Source organism: Vibrio diazotrophicus, assembly GCF_038452265.1.
Lineage (GTDB): Bacteria > Pseudomonadota > Gammaproteobacteria > Enterobacterales > Vibrionaceae > Vibrio > Vibrio diazotrophicus.
Genome location: NZ_CP151842.1, coordinates 1,067,254 through 1,088,558 on the forward strand (window position 1 = coordinate 1,067,254; position 21,305 = coordinate 1,088,558).

The 21,305-nt window shown below is 40.8% G+C and carries 18 protein-coding genes; 11 read left to right on the forward strand and 7 right to left on the reverse strand.

Features of this window, described 5'->3' with window-relative positions:
• Window positions 1–58: 58 nt before the first annotated feature.
• The 4 genes from AAGA51_RS04850 (at window position 59) to AAGA51_RS04865 (ending at window position 3,536) form a co-directional block, all read left to right on the forward strand.
• Window positions 59–1,138 (forward strand): alpha/beta hydrolase, encoded by a 1,080-nt coding sequence (locus AAGA51_RS04850; protein ID WP_042486886.1) that lies wholly within the window; start codon window positions 59–61, stop codon window positions 1,136–1,138.
• A 96-nt stretch (window positions 1,139–1,234) separates the two neighbouring features.
• Entirely contained in the window at window positions 1,235–1,708 is a 474-nt protein-coding gene (locus AAGA51_RS04855; protein WP_052404607.1) for a cytochrome P460 family protein, read from the forward strand.
• Window positions 1,709–1,946: 238 nt separating this feature from the next.
• Entirely contained in the window at window positions 1,947–2,405 is a 459-nt protein-coding gene (locus AAGA51_RS04860; RefSeq protein WP_167828609.1) for a DUF4405 domain-containing protein, read from the forward strand.
• Window positions 2,406–2,444: 39 nt separating this feature from the next.
• A complete protein-coding gene (locus tag AAGA51_RS04865) occupies window positions 2,445–3,536 on the forward strand; it encodes an MBL fold metallo-hydrolase (RefSeq protein WP_042486880.1) in 1,092 nt (363 codons plus the stop codon).
• Between the two features lie 112 nt (window positions 3,537–3,648).
• Here AAGA51_RS04865 and AAGA51_RS04870 read toward each other — a convergent pair whose 3' ends face one another.
• The gene (locus tag AAGA51_RS04870) at window positions 3,649–5,259 is read right to left on the reverse strand and encodes a carboxylesterase/lipase family protein (protein ID WP_042486877.1); all 1,611 of its coding nucleotides are present in this window, start codon (window positions 5,257–5,259) and stop codon (window positions 3,649–3,651) included.
• 334 nt (window positions 5,260–5,593) lie between these two features.
• On the opposite strand from AAGA51_RS04870, the gene AAGA51_RS04875 reads away from it, so the two are divergent.
• Together AAGA51_RS04875 and AAGA51_RS04880 are read left to right on the forward strand one after the other, a co-directional pair.
• The gene (locus AAGA51_RS04875) at window positions 5,594–6,616 is read left to right on the forward strand and encodes an alpha/beta hydrolase (protein ID WP_042486873.1); all 1,023 of its coding nucleotides are present in this window, start codon (window positions 5,594–5,596) and stop codon (window positions 6,614–6,616) included.
• 165 nt (window positions 6,617–6,781) lie between these two features.
• Window positions 6,782–7,261 (forward strand): hypothetical protein, encoded by a 480-nt coding sequence (locus AAGA51_RS04880; protein ID WP_255209386.1) that lies wholly within the window; start codon window positions 6,782–6,784, stop codon window positions 7,259–7,261.
• A 278-nt stretch (window positions 7,262–7,539) separates the two neighbouring features.
• Here AAGA51_RS04880 and AAGA51_RS04885 read toward each other — a convergent pair whose 3' ends face one another.
• The gene (locus tag AAGA51_RS04885) at window positions 7,540–8,358 is read right to left on the reverse strand and encodes a DUF1883 domain-containing protein (RefSeq protein ID WP_255209385.1); all 819 of its coding nucleotides are present in this window, start codon (window positions 8,356–8,358) and stop codon (window positions 7,540–7,542) included.
• A gap of 217 nt (window positions 8,359–8,575) precedes the next feature.
• On the opposite strand from AAGA51_RS04885, the gene AAGA51_RS04890 reads away from it, so the two are divergent.
• Window positions 8,576–8,986, forward strand: a complete 411-nt coding sequence (locus AAGA51_RS04890; protein ID WP_042486869.1) for an H-NS family nucleoid-associated regulatory protein — start codon at window positions 8,576–8,578, stop codon at window positions 8,984–8,986.
• Between the two features lie 272 nt (window positions 8,987–9,258).
• Here AAGA51_RS04890 and AAGA51_RS04895 read toward each other — a convergent pair whose 3' ends face one another.
• Together AAGA51_RS04895 and AAGA51_RS04900 are read right to left on the reverse strand one after the other, a co-directional pair.
• On the reverse strand, window positions 9,259–10,209 hold the full coding sequence (locus AAGA51_RS04895; protein WP_042486866.1) for a tyrosine-type recombinase/integrase: 951 nt from the start codon (window positions 10,207–10,209) through the stop codon (window positions 9,259–9,261).
• A 734-nt stretch (window positions 10,210–10,943) separates the two neighbouring features.
• Window positions 10,944–11,282 carry a hypothetical protein gene (locus AAGA51_RS04900; RefSeq protein ID WP_042486863.1) on the reverse strand — a complete coding sequence of 113 codons (339 nt, stop codon included), beginning with the start codon at window positions 11,280–11,282 and terminating at the stop codon, window positions 10,944–10,946.
• Between the two features lie 1,163 nt (window positions 11,283–12,445).
• Between AAGA51_RS04900 and AAGA51_RS04905 the strand changes: the two genes are divergently transcribed.
• Window positions 12,446–13,696, forward strand: coding sequence for a dicarboxylate/amino acid:cation symporter (locus AAGA51_RS04905; RefSeq protein ID WP_042486861.1), 1,251 nt, complete (start codon window positions 12,446–12,448; stop codon window positions 13,694–13,696).
• Between the two features lie 54 nt (window positions 13,697–13,750).
• On the opposite strand, the gene AAGA51_RS04910 is transcribed toward AAGA51_RS04905, so the two are convergent.
• From AAGA51_RS04910 to AAGA51_RS04920, 3 genes are all read right to left on the reverse strand, one after another.
• Window positions 13,751–14,671, reverse strand: a complete 921-nt coding sequence (locus AAGA51_RS04910) for a DMT family transporter (protein WP_052404606.1) — start codon at window positions 14,669–14,671, stop codon at window positions 13,751–13,753.
• On the reverse strand, window positions 14,653–15,273 hold the full coding sequence (locus AAGA51_RS04915) for a LysE family translocator (protein WP_042486858.1): 621 nt from the start codon (window positions 15,271–15,273) through the stop codon (window positions 14,653–14,655). Before AAGA51_RS04915 ends, AAGA51_RS04910 begins: the two co-directional genes overlap by 19 nt.
• A gap of 184 nt (window positions 15,274–15,457) precedes the next feature.
• Window positions 15,458–16,990, reverse strand: a complete 1,533-nt coding sequence (locus AAGA51_RS04920; protein WP_042486855.1) for a bifunctional GNAT family N-acetyltransferase/carbon-nitrogen hydrolase family protein — start codon at window positions 16,988–16,990, stop codon at window positions 15,458–15,460.
• Window positions 16,991–17,490: 500 nt separating this feature from the next.
• Between AAGA51_RS04920 and AAGA51_RS04925 the strand changes: the two genes are divergently transcribed.
• From AAGA51_RS04925 to AAGA51_RS04935, 3 genes are all read left to right on the forward strand, one after another.
• On the forward strand, window positions 17,491–18,960 hold the full coding sequence (locus AAGA51_RS04925) for a protein adenylyltransferase SelO (RefSeq protein WP_042486852.1): 1,470 nt from the start codon (window positions 17,491–17,493) through the stop codon (window positions 18,958–18,960).
• Between the two features lie 140 nt (window positions 18,961–19,100).
• A complete protein-coding gene (locus tag AAGA51_RS04930; protein WP_042486848.1) occupies window positions 19,101–19,829 on the forward strand; it encodes a response regulator in 729 nt (242 codons plus the stop codon).
• 5 nt (window positions 19,830–19,834) lie between these two features.
• Complete coding sequence (locus tag AAGA51_RS04935) at window positions 19,835–21,289, forward strand: ATP-binding protein (RefSeq protein WP_042486845.1); 1,455 nt, start codon at window positions 19,835–19,837, stop codon at window positions 21,287–21,289.
• The last annotated feature ends 16 nt before the right edge of the window (window positions 21,290–21,305 follow it).

Here is a 21,305-nt window from a genome sequence, read left to right on the forward strand (position 1 = left end):
AATCAAAATCAATGCTTTCAGTATACTGCTGTAAAACCACTCAATCTGAGGAAACACGATGAATCTTCGCTTAAACAAACGAGTGTCAGTATTGTGCTTAGCAATGTTGCCACTTATTTCAAATAGTTATGCTGATGACGTTGTTCAACCAATCACCATCGCTAAACAAGGTAGCTTTACTGTTGGCGGTACAGTGATCACCGCTCCAGGTGAATTTAACCCTAAAAAACCTTTTACACCTGAAGGGCAAACGTTACATGGTGATCATCTATATGCGTCTTACCAAATTCCACTAGAGCCGAAGAAATACCCGATTGTTATGTGGCATGGTTTCGGTCAGTTTTCTAAGACCTGGGGAGAGACTCCTGATGGTCGTGAAGGGTTTAAAACTCTTTTCCTAAGAGATAACTACTCTGTTTATTTGATTGACCAGCCTCGTCGCGGTGCTGCTGCGAAAGGTACTGAGGGTACAACCATTGCTCCAAAACCTGATGAACAATTCTGGTTCGGTCAATTCCGTGTCGGGATTTACCCAGATTACTTTGATGGTGTTCAGTTCCCTAAAGACGAAGCTTCTCTTAATCAATACTTCCGCCAAATGGTGCCAGATACCGGTCCATTTAACGTAGAGCTGATGTCAGATTCTGTTTCGGAACTCTTCAATAAAATTGGCGACGGCATCTTGTTTACGCATTCCCATAGTGGTGGTTTAGGTTGGTCTGCTGTAATGAAAAACCCTCACATTAAGAGTGTCGTTTCATTTGAACCAGGCAGTAACTTTGTATTCCCAGAAGGAGAAGTGCCAGAGCCAATGCCTAGCTCTTTCGATACGTTGAAAGGTGTTCCAGTGCCTTTAGACGACTTTATGGCTCTAACTCGTATTCCTATTGTCATTTACTACGGTGATAACATTCCTGCACAGCCAACTGATGTTCCGACTCAAGACGCATGGCGTGTTAGATTAGCGATGGCAAAAGTTTGGCAGGAAACAGTGAATCGTCACGGTGGCGATGTGACTCTTGTTCACCTTCCTGAAATTGGTGTGAAAGGTAATACTCATTTCCCATTCTCCGATTTAAACAACAAAGAGATCCTAAAACTGGTTGAAGATTTCTTAACAAGTAAGAAGCTCAACTAATGTGACATCGGGGCATGCAACAACTCAAACAAAATGCTTGCCCCATCTTCCCTTCAAAAGATTGCTCACTTATTCGGAATATACACGGAGGCAATGATGCCTATAAAAACTATGCCTATAAACAAGCTATTGAAGCAAACTGTCGTCGTTGCTTTGACGCTGTTTCCTTTGGTCTCAACAGCAGAGGAAAATCGAGTAAAACTCCCCAATATTGATGATTTGGTTCATTACACGACTGTGACGAGAGGAGAGGTCACAGAACACATTATGACGCAACAAACCACAATCGATGCACTACAACAAGGCGAACCTGCGCCAAACGGTAGTCAGTTCGTATTAGTCGATTACAGAGACAGTCGAATATATCGATATTTTGTGATGGAAAAAGGCGAAAACTGGGGAGCAGATTATCCAGCCTATCGTCGCACGGATGACTGGCAATTTCAGTGGTTTTGGGGAGATGGCAGTATCAATATGGATGAGAATACTGAACGATGTCAGTCTTGTCACCGCTCACAAGAATCAAGCGAATACACATATACATACTACGACTTAATGAACTTCAAATGAGGCTAGTATTATGTCTATTTTTCGTTTTACTCCCAAGATACCGACACGTCTGCTGTTAGACTGCGTCTCTCTTCTGATGTTGATTATTTGCCTTGCTTATTATTGGCTTGGAAACCTCACACACGAATGGCTAGGCTTGGCATTAATTGCATTCATGATAATACATAACTTTTTCAATCGGTTATGGTACAGGCATATCAACAAACATGTAAAAAAAACCAGACCGCGATTTATATTGATGCTGAATATTTTACTACTAGCGGTAGTTTTGACTCTTGTCACCACAAGTTTGTTTGTATCAAGAGAGTTGTTGCCTAATATTTCTGAACGACCAAGTAATATCATTCGCCGATTACATTTCGCTTCAGGTTATTGGATGTTTATCATCGTCGCGATCCACGTAGGGTTCAATAGTATTAAAGTTCTGAATTGGTTACACAATTACTCTTGGTCACGAAACGCAACCTTCCAGACATTTCTACGATTGAGTCTCTACTCAATCGGCATCATCGGATTATTTAGCATTGACGAGATGGTTTTCATCGATAAGCTGTTAATGAATCCCGTTCTATTTATGTGGGACTTTTCAAACCCTTACGGTTTTATTTTTCACCACTTTGCCATTTTCGTTGCTGTGTCTCTCATCAGCTACTTGGTTTTACATCGAATTCGTTGGTTCAAGCATACTCCCCGATAAAAAATCTCTTATTAATATTAAGGTAACTAAGGTTTATACGTGAAAACACTGTTTATTATTCTGGCAATTTTACTTGTCGGTGGCTTTGCTTACATGAAGCAACCCGCACTTGTTGACCCTATTGTCGATCAGCAAAACGAAAGCGATCATTATGCAGATGGTTACTTTAAAAACACCATTGATAGACCATTGATCACTAGCACAGAAAGTCGAGTATCTCGCCTATACAGATTTGTGTTTGATAAGAATGTGGATGCAATACCTTCTCAGCCTATACCATCTAATAAAACTAACCTGAAACAACTTAATCCTTCAACGAATATCATAGTATGGATGGGGCACTCCTCTTATTTCATGCAATTAGATGGTAAAACCTTCCTTGTCGATCCTGTATTCAGTGAAAATGCGTCCCCTGTACCGATGACGAACGTCGCCTTCAAAGGTTCAAATGTATATACCGCAGATGATATTCCTGCTATCGACTACTTATTGATTACTCACGATCATTGGGATCACTTAGATTACCCAACGCTAAACGCATTAAGAGAAAAAATTGACAACGTTATCACACCGTTAGGCGTAGGTTCTTACATTGAACAATGGGGCTTTGATGCTAACAAAATAAGCCAAGGAGATTGGTTCAGCAGTATTGAACAACCGGATGATTTAGTCATCCATATTTTGCCAGCTCAACACTTTTCAGGACGATTGCTTGAACGTAATCGAACGCTTTGGGGATCATTTGCTATCGTTACGCCAAAGCACAAAATCTATTTTGGTGGCGACAGTGGTTATGGTCCTCATTTCAAACAGATTGCTGACAAATTAGGTAATTTTGATATCGCAGTATTGGAAGATGGGCAATATAACGAAGCGTGGTCGTATATTCACATGACGCCTGAAGAGGTAGTTCAAGCTGCTAAAGACTTGGGAACAAAAGCGATGCTGCCTTCACACAACAGTAAGTTTAAGCTCTCGAAACACACCTGGTACGATCCACTTGAGCGTACATACCAAGCAAGTCTAAAACAGCCATTCCGGTTAATGACACCAATGATTGGAGAGACGATAGAAATAGATAATGAACAGCAGTCGTTCAAGTTATGGTGGAAAGACCTGTTGAACCACTGACACCTTAGCTTTCTAAGGGCGTTTTACGCAGACGTTATTGATAATAAAAAAGCCTATATCTTAAAAAGTATAGGCTTTTAGCTATCTGAAAGATCGAGTTAACTCGGCGTGATTACCACTTGTAATCAGGGGCTAGAATTTTCATCAATCCTTTATCGTGACCGAACACTAGCGAACTTTCCAAATCAAGAATCATGGTTGCGCCATTATCACGAGTGTAAGCTTCCCAATCTGGTATTGAATTAGCGGCTGGTTTATCTGTTTTGGCAAACGAGATCCAAGCGCTACTCATGGTATCTGCCATTACATTTGCTGAGTGTTGTTCCGTTTCTGTTCTGCTGTTACTGATGGCAATCGGTGGTTGAGCTTGTGCATTGTTAAATACAAATGGGATTTCAGCAGTATGAATCGCTAGAGGTGAGTTATAGGTATAGACATACCCATAAACAGGTGCTCCTTGCTGATCTGCTTTATGGCTCATAATTTTCAACATTGGTAAGCGAATAAAAGTGTCGAAATACAAGGCGTCTTGTTTGGCTTTTGCTGGAAAAGCTTTCAGAAATTCACGAACAACATCATCCTTTTTATCGCCATAGACTTTCTGCAAACGACTTTCTATTTCAGCATCAGAGAACTGTTTACCTTTGTCAGGTCCCATAACAAGATTCATTGATGTCCATTCGTTGAGATTAGAGCCAATAAGTAACGGAATATCTTTTCCTGCTTGTGCAAACGAATCTTGAGTCACAGGGTTCGTCGGTAAGAAGTCGCCATCAACAACGGGTTCCCAGTCCATAGAAACTTTGCCCGATAATGCGCCAAACAAGCCAAACTCGCCAGCGGTTTCAACTTGAGCTTTCATCGCCTCTTCAACCAATTTGTCATAAGGAACCGATTGAATCGCGTCGACGTTATCCTGAGAAATGCCGAGATTTTTCAGCGTTAACTCCCCAACTCGTTGGCTTGCAGCTAACGTTGTAAAGTTCACACCCATTGATTCAGTAGCACCACTTTGAACTATACCTTTACTGAATAGTCCTTTTGCATAAGGCGTCGACATTAAGGTCAATACTTTTGCACCGCCACCTGATTCACCAAAGACTGTAACGTTATCTGGATCTCCACCAAAACTAGCGATATTTTCTCTAATCCACTTCAGTGAATCGACGATGTCTAAGACTCCAACATTCGCGGAATATTTGTATTTCTCTCCATATGCAGAGAGGTCAAGATGTCCCATAACATTTAATCGGTGGTTCACAGATACAACGACTACATCGCCTTTGTGGCTTAAGTTTTCACCGTTGTATGCGGGTACTTCCTGAGCTGAACCCGAAGAAAAGCCACCGCCATGTAACCAGACCATTACTGCACGTTTTTTGCTATCGATACCTGGTGTCCAGATATTTAAGTTTTGAGCGTTGTTATCTTGTTTTCCTTCAGGTATGGGGAAGCCTGTCAAAGAAGACTGTAATGATATAGAGCCATACTTTGTCGCATTACGGATACCACTCCAAGGCGTCACTTTATCTGCTGGCACAAAACGCTCGTGAGCTTCTGCATAAGGGACGCCAAAATAGGTGTAGATACCGTTGTTAGTACTACCTTGCAGTAAGCCCGATTCAATTTGTACTATTCCATTTTCATTACTGGAATCGGCAGTGGTACAGCCAACTAAAGTAAGGGCTGCCGATAAACCTAATATTAACGGCAATCTTTTCATCGTTTATCTCCATAGTTCAGTAGTTACTATCATGATGAGCTAACGATTTGAAAATCATCATGTAATATGTGTAATCCACGGTGCAAATACTATGTATTAGTTCAACCAATGAATTACAGCTTAATTCTATATAATGATGAATTGTTGATAATTATTGAAATGCAAATGCTCATATGAATTTATTTCATAAATAATGTTAATCTGATCTTCTATTTATAGTTAATGTTCGCTTGTCTATTAATGAATAATATTCATTAAGGTTAGAATTTTTTTCGATTTTATTAATAGTAATCCATAGGTAAAATATAGTGATCTATTATTGATTGGTTACTACATGAGAAAACAACGAGTTAATGCTGTAAATGCACGTGTGCTGATTGCAACTGTTGGATGTTTCGTTCCATATACTTCTTTCTCTAGTGAATTGGAGCATCCTTCAACCAATATGGAACAGCAAACAGTGCAAATAATTACAGATAAAACAAAAATTTCAGACATCATTAGTAACCCAATGTTTGATGGTTTCGGTCAGTTCATTTTTCCTATGGAACTACCGATGGAAATCAGTGGTTCAATTTCTGATTTGACTTTAAATAATATAGACGCATTGCTTCCTTACCATTCTCATATTCATACCCAGTCCACAATTGATGTCATTAGTTACTTCCAAAGCCAGAAACAGCAAGGCAATAGAGTTTTCTACAATATTTACACGAAAGATGAAAAAGCGAGAGTACCTCAAAAGAGAAATACGGGTCTCTTCTTCTTTAAAGGTAAACCTAATGCACCGTTTGCAATAATTTGTGCAGGTGGTGGTTTCTCTTACGTTGGATCTATTCATGAAAGCATGCCCTTAGCGCTAGAGCTTAGTAACAAGGGATACAATGTATTTGCTATTCAATATCGAACAGGAGGCTTGAAAGTTGCCGCCGAAGATTTAGCGGCAGGGATAAACTTTGTGTTTACACATGCAGATGCACTCCAGATCAGCACAGATAATTACTCCCTGTGGGGCGGTTCTGCGGGTGCTCGTATGGCAGCTTATTTAGGTTCTTACGGTACTAGCGTATTTGGGTATCCCTCATCCCCCAGACCAGTTTCGATCATCATGCAATATACAAGTTACAACGACTATACTGCCAATGACCCAGCTACATTTGCAGTCGTTGGTGATGATGACTGGATAGCCAACTGGAAAACGATGCAAAACAGAATCAACAATTTAAATAGACAGGGCACTACCACCGAATTTCATCATTATCCTAATCTTGGGCATGGTTTTGGTTTAGGACTCGGCACATCTGCTGAAGGGTGGTTAGACTTAGCCACAGCATTTTGGGAACGTCACATTAAATAATTGGGTTGCATAATTATATATTGAAATAACTTAACCAGTTGCGCCAGAGGGTTAAGTGAAGTAGAACATTAACTCAATGATGAAGTGAATAACCGGATGGTTATTATAAACTGCTGATTTGTAGTTAATTCATTAAGCATAACCTAAAACTGAGCGAGGATTGTCTTGAATACAGGTAAAGAAAGCGTTTTAGCTGATAGGCATATAACGCCCGAAAACTTTGTGAAGTTTGCGTGGGACTTGAACTTTAGAGTTTCTATTGCCGATGCTGAAGTTCTACATCCTGATTTCATTGAACAAACCACAAAGTTAGCCACACAAAATGGCATAGGTGTTCACTTTTTAGACTTTTCAAACTACGACACTGCTTCATCAGCTTTGTCTGCACAAGAGAATGAGGAATTCCTTGCAGCCATCGAAGACGGAAGCAAGAAGTCGTTGCTGTGGTTTGTAAATTGCGAGTCACTCGCTCCTTTATATATCGATGTCACATACTCTCTTAGTACAATTCTGACAACACGACAAACAAGCAATACGCAATCAGTATTTATTGCAAGTCATACAGCTCTCTTAAATATGTTTGCGAATCGCGAAGCTCCGTTTTATCAGAGCCATTTCAGGTTGACGGGATATAGTTTTAACTAATTACTATGACTTTTTTACACCATATTGAACATGAGAATGCTGCACCATATATTTATTAATGAGGGATGTCCTCACATACATATAAGGATAGCTATTATGGCAATTAAACCAGGTCCAAAACCAATTGCTAAGTCAACAGGGAAGCCAGATCAACGCAGACGTGACAATAAAAACACCCCAGGAAATACTCCAGGGCTAAAGCCGAGTAAATCGTCTCAAAAGTAAAGTTCAACATTGTAAAAGCTACCTATGCGGTAGCTTCTTTAAACTAATCTCTCCTACGATCTAGATTTGATCAGCTCGGCTATCTCAGCCGCAATATCATTCACTGTATGAGTTGCAGTGTTTCTCGCTACTTTGTCTGCTAACGATGGGCTAAAATCAATTACTTGCTGTTTAGTGATATTATGCCAAATCGGTAGTAATACCTGCTCTCCAGAGACTGTTCGTGTAACAATGCCGTCTAATTCGTAGTTGGTCCATCCTTTTGCGATAAATGAAGGAGATAAAACGACTAGACCGACACGGCTATTCGCTAATCCTTTATCTATCTTTTGCCTTAGGCTATCCCCAATTCGGAGTGTCATTTCATCAAACCAAACATTTAGACCTTCGTTTATTAGAGCATTTGCAAGAGGTCTAACGAAATCATCTTTGTCTTCAGATGCATGTGAAATGAATACATCGTGTGTCTCTCCGGTTTCTGTGGGTGGAGGAATATTATCACGTAGCAAGCTTGGTACTTCTGCAAGTGGACGGTCTTGGATTGTTGGTAGAGCACCAGGTAAAACACGCACTGAAGCATTCGTGCTTCCTCTTAAACCCTGCATATCGATAGCTACGTACCAATGACCTGAAATAGGGACGGGTATATGCGCAGGAGACTTTTTTGCTAATCCCCCGTAAAACCTATGCTTACGTCCATTCCTATAATTATTAAAATTGGAACTATCCATAAGGCGCACATTGGCACCACTAGTTAGTGTCACTTCAACAATTTCGCCTCTCTGAAGGTTTCCGAGGTCGTATTTTAAAAAATTCAATGTGACTCCTTTCAACGAAATAAAGAATTTTATCGTTTGACGTTCATTAAACATACAAAGTAGAATTTACTACACATATTGCGAGTGAAACGTGTAGGATATCGAATAGTCGGGTTTATGATATTCGAAATATATCCATGAACAGCACCGATATAATTCTTCTCTGAATTAAGCATTCCGTTACCGTACCTTAAAGACGATTTAAAATCTTCGTATGTGCACATATGTCGGAAGTTCCAATTTGCACATATGATATTAACTTGGGAATAGTATGAACGAACTAATAAAAACTTTATTAAACCTACGCAGCTTGAGAGCATATTCTCGTGAACTAACGTTAGAACAACTGAATGAAGCTCATAGTAAGTTGCTTTTAGTTGTTGAGGAACGACGTGAAGAAGAGGCTAAGCTGAGAGAACAAGAACAAGCCAAAGAAGCCAAGCTAGCGGCTATTGCAAGACAGATTAAAGACCAAGGAATTGATATCAATGAAGTGATTTCAGCCCTTTCATCGACATCTAGCTCCAGTAAGCAGAAGTCAAAGAGAGCGCCACGTCCAGCTAAATACAAATATACTGATGCGTCAGGTTCAGAACAATTTTGGACAGGTCAAGGACGTACTCCAAGCGTAATCCAAAATGCATTAGATCAGGGTAACTCTTTAGACGACTTCTTGATCTAATTTTGATCTAGCTAGATGGAGCTTTGGTTTAGCAGGATGTAAAAAGCTCATCACGAATGTGATGAGCTTTTTTAATGGCTAGTTCTATCTATATTATTCTGCCTTTTACGACGATAGATGTCAGTATGAAGGACAGTACAAAAACACCTACGATATCAAAGATAGCTTGAATGAAGTTTTGTAATCCGCCTGTTATATAAGCAAAGAGCTACGTAAATGATAATTTTCGTAACTCTTTGTTGTTACGTAACAAACCAGAAGTGTGGTTTTATTTACGACTTGCTATAGTTAAGATATTGTTCAGTATTTTTATATGTATAATGACGAAAGAAATATTTGTCCATTATGGAGTGAGGCTTTGTTTCTAACAACGTATTAATATCGTACGAGAACAGTCTATGTCTGTATGTATGTCGCATAGATTGTGGTGTCACGTGAAAATTCAAAATGTTCCCCACTTTTTTTAATGCATACGACAATTGTGAACGTTTTAATGGAGTATGATTTATCTTATCTAATTCAAAAAGGAAAACTAAGTTAGGGTTTGAATCTACTAATTGTTTTATGATGTTCAGATCCTTGTCAAGTAATAGTATTTGTTGGTAGGAATCTTTTTGATTGTAGAGTGTGTAATCTTGCTTATATAGAGTAAGGATTGTTCGGTTTTGGTCGTCTTTGTGTATGTGATTTATTTTTATATTTAGTAATTCTGAGGTTCTTAGACCATGTCGAATACCAATATCCCATAAAGCAGCTATGACTATCCCAAAATTCTCATATAACAACTTAAATATTTTAATTTGTAGTTCTTCACTGACGTACTTAATCGAAAGTGTAGACTTTTTATAGCGATAAGGACGTGAGACTTTACCTTCCTTTTCTCTAAGTTCATTTTCTACCATTTTGTTTACCGCTTTCGTTATAACTTTTGTATCAATATTTGCGAGTTCGGAGCAGATGACAGAGGAGATCTGCTTATTTATATGCTCGTCTGAAAATAGGTATAGCGGGACGTTTTTGTCAGCTAATTTTCTTGATTTTGTCGATTGAACTAAATCACTATGCCCCTTATATCCAAGTGCTTTTGATAATAGGTCATTTTTTTGGAAGTTTGACAACCGAATGCAACCAGACATGTCTTGTATATATGATGCAAGTTGTTTAGCTTTGGTTTTAAAGAGTTGCAGTTGTAATGGATAGATTGGAAATTTTTGTGGGGACATAAATCAAACCTCTTATATCGGCTATAATTTTGCTATGTGACTCTCACGCAATAAGCCCAGTTAGTTTGACTGATTTCACGTATTTTACGTCTTAACCAATGAGTCAGGTCTAGGTGACGAAAACCTTATATTACCTTAGCAAAGAAATTTGATTATGTATAGTTAAGGTTTAGGAAATAGCAAAAAATTCATTGAGTTCGTTTGCCCTAATAATTGTTTGTTGAGGTTAAGGCTCATGATTCCATCAAATAATAGCGTTCACTCAGATTCTGGGTTCTACTCTAGACCAAATATCGCTATTCCTGGGTGCGAATGTTTGTGATAAACATAGCTCTGGTAAGATTATTTCGTGAGTGCTACTGCCTACAACAATATGTAGTTTTCTTCAGACTCAGCGTTAACCATCAGTGTAGTGCTGAGGCTAATTCGTTGAAACGGCGACGTCTACTAAGCTTGCATTACTTCCAGTGGGTTGTTTTGTAACGAGGTCTGGTATGAGTCTAATCGTTCAGGTCGTAAGTTTCTGATTAAATTTAATTGAACTCCGCAACAAAGTCCTATTACTTTGCTAATTCTGAGCTAACATCGCATATCTCGATAGACATTGGATAAATGGTATAAGTAGTATTACCAAAATTATTCTTTATTTAATTGCTTAATGGTAAATGATTGGGGTGAAGATGAGCTAACTTTAATGACTAGCCCATCCTATATCGCCATTTAAAATAATGTTATTAAGTTTCAATGGATTCCAACATATTTATGGACACTAAGCATTTTAGAGGAAAATTTTTTCTAACATCTTCTAGTGGTTCAATTGTATCAATAAAATTTTGTTTTTCCAGTATATCTATAATACCTGTGGCTACTTCGATGAACTCGTTTTCACTTAACTTATAAAAGACAGTAAGTGGGTTGCCTTTTTCGAAATAATTAACGATAAATTGGTGTTCGCCTTCTGCTAGGTCAACTAAATATCTTTCACCTTCTTCTCCAAATTTTAGATAAAGATGATTACTTGTAAGAGTTAATACATCACCTTGAAATTCATATTCGAATAGAATATTCTGCATCTGTACCTCCGTGTTATTGAAAACAAGCTTGATTTATACATTATAATGTAATGTAGTTGACTTTTAAAATAAGAAATCAAACTGCATAATTATTCTTTTTTATGTCTTTATTCAGGTTGCATTTTGTTCTCTTACGAGGCAAGGACATTGGGCAGTTCTTGATAGGATTGAGTCTTAATCTTCTTAATTGCCAAATTTTGTCTCTAGACAGAAATTTGATACGTTCAACACTCAAAGTTGTTACCTATAACTACATTAGGGTAGTGGTGCGCATGTGGTGCGCAAAAGTTTTTTGCTTTTATTAGATAAATTACTTGACTTAATCTTCTAATAAACATATAGTTATTGAAAGTTAGCTCTTATTTGATTTGGTTGGTTATTGAAGTGTAACCATACATAAAGGTTCGAATCCTGTAGGGCGTGCCATTATTTTAGACCTCGGCATGTTAACTCTGCCGGGGTTTTTTTATTTGTCTATATCTCATCTCTCTTTTCCTTCAGTGTCAATGGACTATCGCTAGTTACGGATTTTTTAAATCTGTCTTATTCTCAGTGACCATATTTATAGTGCTACCTTTTCCTCTATAACTGAAACCGAACTCCTTTGTTTTAAATGCGTGAGAGATTTGACGTATAAATTTAGGGAGGGATGTTTTCAATTGTGATAACGACTAAACCAAGTGAGCTGTTCTTTAGTGTTTTTCACTGCTTGTGGGTGCTGAAACGTGTTCAATCGAAAGTGTTGGTCGTAACTTCTTAAATATCAATGAATAGTATCAATTGTATTTCGTTGTTCATGGAGAGAGTCGAATCTATGGGTGTTTGTAAAGAGTCACAAGCCTAAATGTTATAAGAAGTCAGACCTGTTGTTTATTAAACGTCATCGATTCCGTGACGGTTTTTATTGAGTCATCTTACCTTGTCGTCAGTCTCAGTGCTTGAATTTAACTCTTTGAAATTTATTGGTAAATTATTTTTACGATTAGAGTGTTTAGTTAGGATTAGTAGTTTTCTGAAATCAAGTCCTCGTTAAGTAATCATTCATTCTAAAAATGACGTTGAGTTTGGCTATTTATACCTATTTACCTCACTTCTCTTTTGTTGTGTAATCCGGCCTTTGATTTTTTTATTTTCACTAGCACTTTTAAGAAACAAGGAATGAGATGAATACGCAAGTACAATCGCAACCCAAAGGGTTTTGGTCTGGTCTAGCACTGTGGAAAAAAATATTGATAGGTATGGTTGCAGGTCTCGTGGTCGGTACCATTATGGGACCTAGCGCTGCCATATTGAAACCTATTGGGACACTTTTTATCAACGCGATTAAAATGTTGATTGTCCCTCTGGTCTTTTGCTCACTTATTGTTGGCATCACCTCAATGAAAGACACTCGTAAGATGGGACGCATTGGTGTAAAAGCTATCGTTCTTTATATGGGTACAACGGCAGTGGCTATTGCAATCGGTATGGGGCTTTCTTCAATATTGGAACCAGGTGCTGGTCTAAATATGGTTGCGAAGAACCTAGAAGACAGTGGCAAAGCGGCTCCAGAACTTGTTCAGACGCTATTGGCGATGATCCCGCAAAACCCTGTGAACGCAATGGCGGCAGGTAATATTTTGCAAATTATTGTATTCGCTGTTGGTCTGGGTGTTTCTTTAGTTTTAGTTGGGGAAAAAGGCGAGCCCGCAGTTAAAATTTTTGAAAGCCTAGCTGAAGCGATGTATAAGCTCACTGAAATTGTGATGACACTGGCTCCTTACGGTATTTTTGGCCTGATGGCTTGGGTTGCTGGCACATATGGCTTAGATGTACTTCTGCCTTTGATTAAAGTGATCGCGGCGGTATACATTGGCGCGTTAATTCACATTCTCGTTTTTTACTCTGGTTTACTGAGTATTTTAGGCCGCTTAAATCCTATCAACTACTTGCGCAGTATTACTAATCCAGCAGCCGTTGCGTTTACCACTTCTAGTAGTTCAGGTACTTTACCAGCCACTATCAAAGCATCTCGTGAAGAATTGGGTGTTTCTGAAGGCGTATCAAGCTTCGTGCTTCCTCTGGGTGCAACTATCAATATGGATGGTACTGCTTTGTACCAAGGCGTTTGTGCTCTATTTATTGCACAAGCGTTTGGTATTGATCTTGAAACATCAGACTACTTGACCATTATCCTGACGGCGACTTTAGCTTCTATTGGTACCGCTGGTGTTCCAGGTGCTGGCCTCATTATGCTGTCTCTAGTGTTGAGCACTGTTGGCCTGCCAATTGAAGGTTTAGCGATTGTTGCAGGTATTGACCGTATTCTTGATATGGCGCGTACGACAATCAATATCTGCGGTGACATGATGGTTGCAGTACTGGTGGCGAAGAGTGAAGGTGAACTAAGCGAAGAGACTTATCACGCTTCTTAAGTTCATTATTGTTGTGTAATAAAGAGCCAGCGGAGTGATTCGCTGGCTCTTTTTCTAGCTAAGAATAACTCCAAGGAAAATCAATATTATTCCCCAAAGATGATAAATCTGAACAAACTCTCCGAGAAATAGGGCAGAGAGCATAGCGCCAAAAACCGGAATCAAGTGAACGGAAAGGCTGGCTTTCGCTGGACCAAGCAGTTTCACGCATTGCATATAAAGCAAGAAGGCACCTATAGAAGGGAAAATGCCGATATAGAGCAAGCTCATAATGGAGTGTGCGTTCCAAACCGGATATTGACCTGAATACACTTCCCATAAATAAAACGGCAGTAGAGCCAGTATCGCCAATATCATTTGCACTGACATCAAACCGAGTCGATTGATGGTCGGGGGCAATTGTTTAAGACCGATGGTGTATATCGCCCAACAAACCATGGCTAAGAAAATAATAAAGTCACCATAATTGATGTTGAGTGCGAGAAGGTTGTTCCAGTCACCAGCACTGACGATCGTCAGTATGCCGCATAGGGAAAGAGTAATTCCCAGACACAGCCGCCAAGTGATAGCGAGGCCAAAAAACAGAGCACCAAAGATGCTGATCAGAATAGGAATAAAGGCGTTCAGTAAAGTGCCGTTGGTTGCGGGTGTGGATTGCAAACCAAGATAGATAAATGAGTTAAACGCGGCAAAGCCTGTAATCGAAGTGACCAGCGTTAAACGCCACTGCTCGATGTAGAGCTTCCATTCTTTAAGAATGAATTTATAAGAAAAAGGCAGTAACAGAATGCTTGCCAGAACCCAACGGCTGAATGAAAGGGTCACTGGCGGAATTTCATCGCGAACCGCACGACCGACAATAAAATTGCCCGCCCAGAAAAGCGGTGGCAGCAGGAAGAAAAACACGATCACCGCTCGCGATTCAGAAAGTTTTCTGACGCCCGTATTTAAACGACCTAACTCAAAAATAGCCATATACCGACACCCATCATCAACGTTCCCGAAATACGGTTCATAAGTTTCACGTTTTGAGTTTTTCCAAGTGCGCGTTTCAGGCCTTTACCGCCAGTTGCGTAAAGCGTCATACACACAAACTCGGACACAAGAATAATGGATACCAGAAAAATAAGTTGTGGTGTCAGGCTAATGGATTGGTCGATGAATGGTGGTAACAAAGAAATCATAAAAGCCCACCCCTTAGGGTTAGCAATAGCGGTAATAAAACCTTGAGCTGTCAACTCCCAGTTGCTGCCTTTATATGATTCTTCACTATCAACATTTAATGCAAGTTTGCCTCTTGAAAGCCACATTTGCACGCCGAGGTAAAAAAGATAGCAAGCACCGATAGATTTGAAGACGGTGAATAGCCAAGGGTAGGTAAGCATGACCGCTGCAATACCCACAACCGCTGAAACCGCGACAACAGCTACCCCTACCAATTCTCCTGCCATCATCCAAAGCGTACGCTTGTAACCGATGGTCATACCCAAAGTGAGTGCAAGTGTCATACACATACCCGGGGTGATAGAAACGAAGAAAAAAGTAGGAATAAACATTCCTAACAACGCGGTATTCATAGAGATATCCATATCTTGAAAGTAGGAGAACAACAATAAGCTTAGAGCGTATGACGATCAATATTTGTTTGATGTGGTTCGCAGAAAAATTAGGCTTAAATTGAGATTCAAACAAAAACGCACAGCAAAAAAACGCACAGTAGTTACTGTGCGCTTCGAAGTTCTAGTGAGCAGTATTCACTGACTAGGACTTGGGTTGTGTGAATCCGCCGTAGAGATCCATTCTGCGATGGCGAAGATTAGTTACCGAACCTTCGGTATTCAGCTGCTTAAGCTTATCTAAATCGACATCAGCAAAGATGATCATCTCGGTATTGGGGCTGGCTTCCGTGATTGTCGCATCGTGAGGGAAATAGACGTCAGATGGAGAAAATACTGCAGATTGTGCGTATTGAATATCGACGTTATCCACGCGTGGTAAGTTACCGACACTTCCTCCAATGGCCACGTAGCACTCATTCTCTATTGCCCTAGCTTGTGAGCACAGACGAACTCGTTGATAGCCGTTTTTGGTATCTGTCCAGAAGGGAACAAAGATAATTTGCACATCTTGTTCTGCCATCATTCTGCCCAGTTCTGGAAACTCGCTGTCGTAACAAATCAGAATGCCAACACGTCCTGCGTCGGTTTCAAACACCTGCACTTTGTCACCACCGTCGATAACCCAATCTCGCTTTTCATGCGGAGTGATGTGGATTTTACTCTGTTCATCAATGGTACCGTCGCGATGAAGCAAATAAGCCACGTTGTAGAGAATGCCATCTTCCAACACAGGCATACTGCCCGCAATGATGTTGATGTTGTAAGTAACGGCCAACTCAGAAAAACGCAGTTTAATTTCTTCACTGAATGACGCAAGAAAACGAATCGCCTCTACCGTATTTTGATCGTTTTTAAGTCCCATTAATGGGGCGTTGAAAAATTCAGGGAAGAGGGCGAAATCAGCTTTGTAATTGGAGAGTGAATCGACAAAGAATTCAGCCTGATCCATCAAGTCTTCCGCGCTGGTCACGGCCCGCATCTGCCATTGTACGATACCGATTCTGACCAACGTTTTTTCAATGTCGTGAATGGAGATAATATCGTCTTCATAAAAAAAGTTATCCCATTCCAACAAGGTGGCGTAACCACGCGAACTGTCATCTTCTGGCAAGTAATGACGCATGATACGTTTTACGTCAAAGTCGTTGGAAAGTTGGAAGGAGAGTATCGGGTCGTGGATTTCGCGGCGTTTGATTTTTTCAATGTACTCGGTCACGGGCATAGTATTGGCGTAAGCGCCGTATCCGGGAATTCTTCCGCCAGCGAGGATCGCTTTCAAATTGGTGCTACGACAGAGCTCTTTACGAGCCGCATATAAGCGTCGTCCTAAGCGTAAACCACGATAATCGGGGTGCACAAACACATCTAACCCATACAATGCGTCACCGTTAGCTTTATGCTGAATAACGTTGTTTTCATTGATGATATCGGTGTAAACATGGGGAAGAGAGAAGCGGTTGTAATCGACTTTGATAGTGAGAGCGGCGCCAATGATTTTGCCGTCGTCTTCGATACAAATTTGTCCATCAGGAAACTGGTGAATCAAATCCATAATTGTCATGCGTGGCCAAGCTCCGCCCACGTCATGAAAAACTAAATCCATTAGCTCTGCTAATTCTGGATAGTCGCTTTTTTCAATCACGCGCAATGTTAGGCGCGGTGTTGGATTTCTCATTCATCCTTATCCTTCTATTGCTGTCCTTTTTTCATACTGGACAATTTGAAGCTTCAATACAAGGGCTAATACGGTAAAGGCTTTGTCGATAGGTAAGGTTTCTCTGTCTATGTTGCTAGGTTTAGGTCGCTACATTTAGAAACGCATTTCAGTGTGTTACTTACGTTGTAACAAAAATTTAATCTGTCTAGTTATTGCTCATTCGCGAAATTTTCATCATATTGTCATTACATTGTCATATTTATCGAGGAGAGCATTATGCATGTGGAAATGATTCAACCAACTCTTTTAGGCGTTATTGGTCGCACGCTAGTGTTTTCCTTAGTTGCGGTAGTAAGCGTATTCGCTCTGATTTAACCGTTAATCAGCAAGTGACACTAAGAGCCCCAAATCAAGTTGGGGCTCTTTTATCTCTGTTCTATATAACCTAGTATTTAACTCAGGTATTTGCTAACGTTCGAACAAATAAATCAGCGCAATCGATCCTTGTGAGAAATGTTATGTCGTTCTGGGATACCGTCACATTGACGACTCGTTTTAGCGAGTTACCTAAAGCTTTTTACACACCTATTGACCCTCAGCCTTTGAGTAATACCCGATGGGTGACTTGGAATAGCGATCTAGCCAAGCACTATGGTTTTCCTGACAAACCGAATGACGAACTCTTACAGGCTTTTTCAGGGCAGGAAGTGCCAGAGCAGTTTGCCCCGTTGGCGATGAAGTATGCTGGTCATCAGTTTGGCGTTTACAACCCTGATTTGGGGGATGGACGTGGATTGTTATTGGCAGAAGTGGCGTCGAAAAGTGGTCAAGTGGCTGATATTCATGTTAAAGGAGCGGGTTTAACACCCTATTCGCGAATGGGCGATGGGCGTGCTGTTTTACGTTCATCGGTACGCGAATATCTGTGCAGTGAAGCGATGGCTGGGCTGGGAATTGCAACTACCAGAGCATTAGGTCTAATGACCAGTGACACACCGGTTTATCGTGAAAAACAAGAGTACGGTGCATTGTTGATTCGTATGGCTGACACTCATATTCGTTTCGGCCATTTCGAACATTTTTTTTATACCAATCAGTTAGATCAGCAAAAACTCCTCGCTGACAAAGTGATTGAGTGGTATTTCCCTGAATGTGCCGGACAGGAAAATCCGTACGCCATGATGTTCAATCAAATCGTGGATAAAACAGCACTGATGATTGCGCAGTGGCAAGCAGTGGGTTTTGCGCATGGGGTAATGAATACCGACAATATGTCTATTCTTGGGCAGACTTTTGATTACGGTCCTTTTGGCTTTTTAGATGATTATCAGCCTGAATTTATCTGTAACCATTCTGACTATCAGGGGCGTTATGCCTTCGATCAGCAACCTAGAATTGCGTTATGGAATTTGTCGGCACTAGCACATTCTTTATCGGCGTTAATTGAGAGAGAAGATCTTGAACAGGCGTTGAATCAATACGAAGTTCAGCTCAATGGTTACTTTAGCGAAATGATGCGTAGAAAACTTGGCCTGTTAACGCGTTTACCTGAAGATGGCACCATTTTCGATACCATGTTTGATATTTTGGCTGCCAATAAGGTCGACTACACCCGATTCTTCCGCCAGATCTCTATGTTGGATAAAGCGAAGCCACAAGAGGTGATTGACCTGTTTCTCGATCGCGAGCAAGCCACTCAATGGCTGGACTCGTATCTCGCTCGCTGTGAGCACGAGTTAAATAGTGAAGGTGAACCTGTGAGCACGGCCCAACGCTGTGAGAAAATGCGTCAGGTAAATCCCAAATACATTTTAAGGAACTATTTGGCGCAGATCGCGATAGATAGAGCTGAAGAAGGCGATTTTTCAGAGTTAGAGCGCCTAGCCGAACTATTGAAAACGCCATTTGATGAACAACCACACAACGAACATTACGCTAAGTTACCGCCAGAATGGGGCAAAACTTTGGAGATCAGCTGCTCTTCATGAGAACGTTTACAATAATTTGACTGAATAATGTGATCTTTATCCATGATGAATTCAAGTTTTAGTGAAATAAGCGTAATCAAGAAAGCGCTACGGTTATAAAATCTATTCACTATTTGTTACATACGGAATATGGAAGAAACATGCTGGAAGATACTCGCATCCTCGTCGTTGATGATGATAAAGAAATATGTGAGCTGCTGGATGAGTATCTCAGTAAGTCCGGATTCAATGTCGCCGCTGTCGGTGATGGTGTAGAACTTCAGGCTTACTTAGATGACAAAGGGTATCCTGACCTTATCTTGCTGGACGTGATGTTGCCGGGGGATGATGGTTTCGATATATGCCAACATATTCGCCGTGATTCTAATGTCCCTATCATTATGTTGACTGCGGTATCGGATGAAACCGATCAAATCATCGGTCTGGAAATCGGTGCGGACGATTATATCGCTAAGCCGTTTAGTCCAAGACAGTTGGTGGCTCGTATCAAAGCGGTACTGAGACGTTTCAATGCCAACGAAGAGAAAGGCGAAGAAGTTTTGCCGAAACACGTGGTGTTTGGTGATTGGCGTTTAGATACCACTTCTCATCGTATTGTGCATGCTAATACTGGGGAAGAGCATGACCTGTCCGGTAGTGACTTCGCATTGTTGATGCTGTTTTTGACCAATCCGAACGAAGTGATCGACAGGGACACCATTTCTATTGCAACCCGTGGGCGCGAAGCCTTGCCTTACGAGCGCGGTATCGATGTTCAATTGAGTCGTTTAAGACAGCGTCTGGGTAGCAGTGAGCAGTTTCCTAACTACATCAAAACCATGCGTGGCAATGGTTATAAGTTAGCCATTCCTGTTCAATATGAGCATTAATCTCTATGTTAGCTCCACGTTTTTGGAAAAGATTTAAGCCCAACTCGTTAGTGGCTCGTACCTTGATGTTGACGCTGCTGGCAGTGGTTATCGCTCAGGGTATTGCCACTTCAGTCTGGTATAGCCAATCAAAGGCCAAAGAACTGGAAGGTATTCATTCGGCATCAGCCAGTATGGCGGGTATGTTCGCCTCGACCGTGACGTTTTTCCAGTCTCTTCCTGTTCGCTATCGTCATATTATTTTGGATCAAATCCGAAATATGGGCGGTACACGCTTCTTTGTTTCCTTGAACAAGGAAAGCTTAATCGTTGAACCGATAGAAGAAACAAGCCTGAAAAAGGCATCGGTAAAGGCGGTGAAAGAGGTTCTGAATGACAAACTGAACAATGTCGGTCAGGTGCTGGTGGATTTCTCTCGTCCTGAAAGACTGCGTTTACTCAAGAACAGCATTTTCATGAATGACTTACCCAAGTCATGGGTTCATCACACGCTCACTTTGGAACCGCTGAACCCTCCGGTGATGGTGGTGCAGATTGAACTGGATGAAAAAGAGTGGATATACATAGCAGCCTTACTGCCTTCACCATACATCACCTTGGATGACACCATCATAGGCAAAGAGCAGATTATCTATTTGTTCTTTTCGACTTCCATTTTGCTAGTGCTTACTTACCTGTTAATGCGCAGGCAAGTTAGACCTTTAAAAAACTTAGCCCGTGCTGCCAACGATATGAGTATGGGTATCGAACAGCGACCTTTGAATGAAGAAGGTGCCAGTGAGTTAATTACCGCTACCCGCGCATTTAACCTCATGCAACAGCGCATTCGTCGCTATGTATCGGACAGGGAAAATCTCTTTTCCGCTATTTCACACGATTTGAAAACACCAATTACCCGTTTGAGACTGCGAGCTGAACTGCTTGAAGATGACGTTAAGCGCGAAAAATTTAACCGTGATTTAGATGAACTTGAAATGATGGTTAAAGGCGCATTGCAGTGTGTTCGTGACACCGACTTGCACGAAAACAACGACTTTATCGATCTCAACGAGCTGATTCTGTCGATTGCAGAAGGGCACAATCTAACGACTCAAACTGTCCACTTTAAGCCAATTGCCATTGAACCTATTGTCGCAAAACCGTTAGCGATGAAGCGGGCACTTACCAATCTGATTAACAACGGCGTTAAGTACGGTTATGAAGTTTGGGTGAGCATTGAAGAGACAGAAGACTGGATCACCATCTGCATTGAAGACCGGGGGCCGGGTATCCCTAAAGATAAACTGGAAACCGTTTTTGAACCTTACTTCCGCATTGCCAACGATGATGAAGGGCATGGGCTTGGTTTAGGGATCAGTCGCAGCATTCTTCGTGGACATGGTGGCGATATGGTAATAGAGAATCTGTTGAGTGGTGGTTTGCGCGTTAAACTGTTTATCCCGCCAACACTCGAAGTGTAAATTCCTTACTCTCAAG

Bases quoted from the DNA above. Each gene is read 5' to 3' on its own strand.
- AAGA51_RS04850 (WP_042486886.1), top strand. From the start codon at position 59: ATGAATCTTCGCTTAAACAAACGAGTGTCAGTATTGTGCTTAGCAATG.
- AAGA51_RS04855 (WP_052404607.1), top strand. From the start codon at position 1,235: ATGCCTATAAAAACTATGCCTATAAACAAGCTATTGAAGCAAACTGTC.
- AAGA51_RS04860 (WP_167828609.1), top strand. From the start codon at position 1,947: ATGCTGAATATTTTACTACTAGCGGTAGTTTTGACTCTTGTCACCACA.
- AAGA51_RS04870 (WP_042486877.1), bottom strand. From the start codon at position 5,259: ATGAAAAGATTGCCGTTAATATTAGGTTTATCGGCAGCCCTTACTTTA.
- AAGA51_RS04875 (WP_042486873.1), top strand. From the start codon at position 5,594: ATGAGAAAACAACGAGTTAATGCTGTAAATGCACGTGTGCTGATTGCA.
- AAGA51_RS04885 (WP_255209385.1), bottom strand. From the start codon at position 8,358: ATGTTTAATGAACGTCAAACGATAAAATTCTTTATTTCGTTGAAAGGA.
- AAGA51_RS04890 (WP_042486869.1), top strand. From the start codon at position 8,576: ATGAACGAACTAATAAAAACTTTATTAAACCTACGCAGCTTGAGAGCA.
- AAGA51_RS04895 (WP_042486866.1), bottom strand. From the start codon at position 10,209: ATGTCCCCACAAAAATTTCCAATCTATCCATTACAACTGCAACTCTTT.
- AAGA51_RS04900 (WP_042486863.1), bottom strand. From the start codon at position 11,282: ATGCAGAATATTCTATTCGAATATGAATTTCAAGGTGATGTATTAACT.
- AAGA51_RS04905 (WP_042486861.1), top strand. From the start codon at position 12,446: ATGAATACGCAAGTACAATCGCAACCCAAAGGGTTTTGGTCTGGTCTA.
- AAGA51_RS04910 (WP_052404606.1), bottom strand. From the start codon at position 14,671: ATGGCTATTTTTGAGTTAGGTCGTTTAAATACGGGCGTCAGAAAACTT.
- AAGA51_RS04915 (WP_042486858.1), bottom strand. From the start codon at position 15,273: ATGAATACCGCGTTGTTAGGAATGTTTATTCCTACTTTTTTCTTCGTT.
- AAGA51_RS04920 (WP_042486855.1), bottom strand. From the start codon at position 16,990: ATGAGAAATCCAACACCGCGCCTAACATTGCGCGTGATTGAAAAAAGC.
- AAGA51_RS04925 (WP_042486852.1), top strand. From the start codon at position 17,491: ATGTCGTTCTGGGATACCGTCACATTGACGACTCGTTTTAGCGAGTTA.
- AAGA51_RS04930 (WP_042486848.1), top strand. From the start codon at position 19,101: ATGCTGGAAGATACTCGCATCCTCGTCGTTGATGATGATAAAGAAATA.
- AAGA51_RS04935 (WP_042486845.1), top strand. From the start codon at position 19,835: ATGTTAGCTCCACGTTTTTGGAAAAGATTTAAGCCCAACTCGTTAGTG.